We start from the raw sequence: 4,596 nt of genomic DNA, 5'->3' as shown, positions 1-4,596 counted from the left end.
CTAACGAGTGCCCAGTGACCGCCATCGTAGCATTAGGAGCTTTTTTACGCAATTCACCCACCTTAGCCTGCATCGCTTTACTAGCAAGTTTTGCCTGAGGGATATAGGCGTTGAATAAAGTAAACGAGCCGTTGTTGCTCACCCAATCATTCAAAGTATTCAAACTCATTGCGTCACTACCTCGAGTTGCAAAATACGTATGCTTAGTCTCGTTGTTTAACTTTTTGGTGTCAGCCACGTAATAGGAATTATACCCAGCCTTTTCATCGGTCAACAGACCTTTTTGATACGTTTTTTCGTTACCAAACCAATCTTTTTCTGTTACTGTCTTAAGTTTGTCGGGTTGGAGATAAACTTTACTTGCATCGTTGCCATAGGCGTCTTTTGCATGAGGGAATGTGAATGGAACGGAATATCCTCTGTCTAACCTATTACGCGCACTTTGTGGTAATAGTTCGTAGACAAACGGTCTTGGTTTCCTTGGATATGTGCTTTTGGCTAAGTTCACGTATAGATTATAAATACTTTCTAGATTACTCATTGATCTTCACCTTGAATATTCGAATATATTGGATCATTCAATACCATCAATGCATCGATTTTATTTAACTTATTTATATCAGTGTCTACTCTAAGGACATAGCCTTGATCATTATATTTTTTTTCTGAACTATCACTGATATTAAACTTTACGATCAACGTAGGTTTTGTAAATGCCATTCCTTTTCCAGCCTCTACTGTCCCCCAATCAAATTCCACTGTTTCTTCTTGTGAACTGTATTTTTTGATAAAATCTACTAGTTCTTTTTCATGCGCCTTCAAAAAAGCTATCTGGCGTTCTTTTTGTGCTTCTTGTCTCATTTCGACCACTTTCTTTGTTCCTCCTATTCCGGCTAGTATTAGAAAAATCGCGATAAGTACTAGAAATACTCTTTTTTTCTGCATGACTCTCCTCCAGTAAAGCCTTTACATAAATAAAAATCTAAATAGCTAAGATACAAGCTGAATATTAACATTTTTTCTAATCATTTTCAATTCTTTTTTTAATTTAAGTAATAAAAATATCTTTATACTATAAGCAACACTTCTCCAAAAAAAGATACACCTCCTTAAAAATCCATAGTTTTCTTCTAAATTGATAATTTTGGTTCCTTGAGAAAAACTAATTTCTCAGATTAAACTTCGATACAGATAATGCTTGGATCGCTCTAAGCACGCTAAATGTTTTTTTCAAATTCAAGATCATTGTCTAATCAGAGTTCACAAAATAATATAACGCTACTTGATGGATCGTTTGCGATCGGTTCTTTGCCATCCCGTCATAAGCCCACACACATGGACTAGCACAGTAAATTTGCTCTAAAACAATGATCGTAGCTAAACTTCCTGCAGCCCCCTTCTGCCATGCCTGTAGTTTTCCTTTAGTAGCTTATTTAGGTGATTCACCAAAGCGCTTCTCGATCTGTTTATCTAATGCTCTCTAATTTTTTATCATCGTATCAAACAAAAAAAACCCCCCAAAGTTATATTTTGGGGAGATAACTAAACTATTTGATCTCTTCGTCAGTTTTTAAGACAGCCATGAATGCATCTTGTGGAACAACTACACGTCCAACAGCTTTCATCCGTTTCTTACCGCGTTTTTGCTTGTCCAATAATTTTGCACGCCGGTCAGGATCCCCCGTATGGATCCGCGCCGTTACATCTTTACGATAAGCTTTGATATTAGTCCGTGCAATGATCTTAGCCCCGATCGCTGCTTGGATCGGAATTTCAAAGTTTTGCCGTGGAATGATCGTCTTTAGCTTATCCGTGATGACCCGTGCCCGTTGTTGAGCGAATTGCCGATGTGCAATAAAACTCAACGCATCGACTTTATCGCCGTTCAACAAGATATCGATCTTGACCAGATCACTTGGACGTGTCCCATCAAGTTCATAATCAAGTGAAGCGTAACCACGAGTACTAGATTTTAATTTATCAAAGAAATCAAAGATGATCTCTGATAACGGCATTTCATAGATAACATTCACCCGATAATCATCAAGGTAATCCATTGTGACAAAATTTCCACGCTTAGCTTGGCATAATTCCATCACTGCTCCAACATAATCACTTGGGACCATGATCTCAGCTTTAACGTAAGGTTCATTGATCTGTTTGATCGTTGGAACATCTGGCATTTCAGATGGATTAGAAACACTAACATGTGAGCCATCTGTCAATTCAACGTCATACGTTACAGATGGCGCTGTAGTGATCAATTCCATTCCAAATTCACGTTCCAAACGCTCTTGGATAACATCCATATGCAATAATCCTAAGAAACCACATCTAAAGCCAAAGCCTAAAGCTTGTGAGGTCTCAGGTTCAAATTCTAACGCTGCATCATTTAACTTTAATTTTTCTAGTGCTTCACGCAGGTCGTTATATTTAGCATTATCGGTCGGATAGAGTCCAGAATACACCATTGGGCTCATTTCACGATAACCAGCTAATGGTTTTTCAGTTGGATCATCAGCATGTGTCAAGGTATCACCAACACGTGTATCTTGAATATCCTTGATACTTGCAGTCAAATACCCCACATCCCCAGCCATCAAGAAATCACGCTTGATCGGCTTAGGTGAGTTGACTCCAACTTCAATAACTTCGTATTCCGCGCCACTATTCATCAAACGGACCCTATCACCAGGTTTTACAGTTCCATCAAAGACCCGTAAGCTCAATACAACACCACGGTAATCATCATAGACTGAATCAAAGATCAACGCTTTTAACGGTGCTTTTAGATCTCCACTTGGTGCTGGAACTTTTTGAACGATCTCTTCTAGCATTTCTTCGATCCCGATCCCATTTTTAGCTGAAGCCAAGACTGCTTCAGAAGCATCCAGACCGATCACATCTTCGATCTCTTGGCGCACGCGCTCTGGTTCAGCTGAAGGTAGATCGATCTTATTGATCACTGGTACGATCTCAAGATCATCATCTAATGCTAAATAAACGTTCGCCAAAGTTTGAGCTTCGATACCTTGCGCTGCATCGACCACTAAAACAGCACCTTCACAAGCCGCCAGTGAACGTGAAACTTCATATGAAAAGTCCACGTGCCCAGGCGTATCGATCAAGTGGAAAATGTAAGTTTCTCCATCTTTTGCATGATAATGAAGCTCTACTGCATTTAATTTGATCGTGATCCCACGTTCGCGCTCCAGATCCATCGAATCGAGCAATTGATCTTGCATTTCACGTTTTGAGACCGTATCAGTCAATTCCAAAATGCGATCAGCTAAAGTCGATTTCCCATGGTCAATATGAGCAACGATCGAAAAATTCCGAATATGCTTTTGGCGCTCCGACATTTTTTCAAAATCCATTTCGCTCTTCCTACTTTCTAGTGGGCAAAACAAAATTCTTCACCCAACTCTATACTCTCTAACTACCAATTATAGCCTGTTTTACAGGTCAGCGTCAATTTTACCAAAAATAACTAGAGCATAGTTTGGGCTACACTCTAGTTATTTTAAAAATCTATTTTAGTCTTCTTTGCGCTTATTTTTAACACCTAAGCCTAAAATTCCTGCTAAGGCAACTAACATCGCACCGACACCTGTTACTTGTGCTTTATCATTATCACCCATTTGTGGTAATTCAGCAACTTTTGTTTCATCTGTAACCGGAGTAGTTGCTTTTGGCCCAACTTGAGAGGTTGGGACAGTTACGCTCTTTGTTTTAGTTGGTTCTTGTTTTTCAGACACTTCTGGTACTTCTGCTGTTTTTTCAGCTACATATTTAACGATCGTATCTGAAGTAGGATCAGTTGGATCGACAAACTCTACTTCTGCCTTATATCCTGGGATCGTTGGTACCTTTTGATGTGGTGTAACACCAGAAGGATCATCCTCAGCATTTTCATATGGAATTGGAGGAACTAAGGCATTACCATTTTCATCAACAGGAACGATATTACCAACTTTAGCATAGATGAATGTTGTGGTTTCATCACCTTCACCAAATGTTCCGATACCATTTTCGATTTTTTGTAAGACGTAACCCGTGATCACCTTAGCATCAGCAGTATTGTCAAAATCCATACCTGGTACAAAGAGATTTTTCTTAACAATTCTTGGGATCAATTCATTGCCCATATTATCTACAAAGCGTTCTGTCAAGCTGTAGTTTGCTGTATAAACAACACGTTCGATTTGATCAAGACTCATATGATCAACTGTAGTAGCTGGAACGCTTGCACGATCAGCCCAATAACCAGAGATCTGTGGGCTCGTTACACTAGCAAATTCTTGTACGCCACTCCATGCTCCCCAGGTGATCGCATCGGTCACAGCATCTTTGGTCCCTCTTCTTGTGAAGGTCTTAGTTTCACTGACTGGTGCTAAAGCTTGTAGACCATCTGCATAAACATAATTGATCGTGCGCGTTACTTCTTTTGTTTCACTCACTTCAGTTGCAGCTTGTTTCGTGTATGTTACCGTTACTTCGATGTCTGCACTATCAGCTGTCACACTTTGTGCGGCTACTTTGGCTTTATCAGCCGTGTAACCTTTAAGCTCGGGGCTTGTCACTGCACCAAATTCT

General features: G+C 39.7%; 3 protein-coding genes and 1 pseudogene. All 4 read right to left on the bottom strand.

Features of this window, described 5'->3' with window-relative positions; translation table 11 throughout:
* A pseudogene (locus tag Q9Q35_RS02915) lies at positions 1-541 on the bottom strand (hypothetical protein); the annotation flags it as partial.
* The gene (locus Q9Q35_RS02910; RefSeq protein ID WP_304652055.1) at positions 538-945 is read right to left on the bottom strand and encodes a hypothetical protein; all 408 of its coding nucleotides are present in this window, start codon (positions 943-945) and stop codon (positions 538-540) included. The gene Q9Q35_RS02910 and the pseudogene Q9Q35_RS02915, both read right to left, overlap by 4 nt.
* 602 nt (positions 946-1,547) lie before the next feature.
* Positions 1,548-3,377, bottom strand: coding sequence for a translation elongation factor 4 (gene lepA / locus Q9Q35_RS02905; protein ID WP_304652054.1), 1,830 nt, complete (start codon positions 3,375-3,377; stop codon positions 1,548-1,550).
* 159 nt (positions 3,378-3,536) lie between these two features.
* Positions 3,537-4,596 (bottom strand): MucBP domain-containing protein (locus Q9Q35_RS02900; protein ID WP_304652053.1); only part of this gene is annotated, 1,060 nt, incomplete at its 5' end.

The organism is uncultured Ligilactobacillus sp., from assembly GCF_948826705.1.
Classification (GTDB): domain Bacteria; phylum Bacillota; class Bacilli; order Lactobacillales; family Lactobacillaceae; genus Ligilactobacillus.
The sequence above is the reverse complement of the archived record's forward strand: the minus strand, read 5'-3'. Positions and strand labels throughout refer to the sequence as shown.

What these genes read in the sequence shown, in the direction of transcription:
- Q9Q35_RS02910 (WP_304652055.1), bottom strand. Translation starts at nt 945, where the DNA reads ATGCAGAAAAAAAGAGTATTTCTAGTACTTATCGCGATTTTTCTAATA.
- lepA (WP_304652054.1), bottom strand. Translation starts at nt 3,377, where the DNA reads ATGGATTTTGAAAAAATGTCGGAGCGCCAAAAGCATATTCGGAATTTT.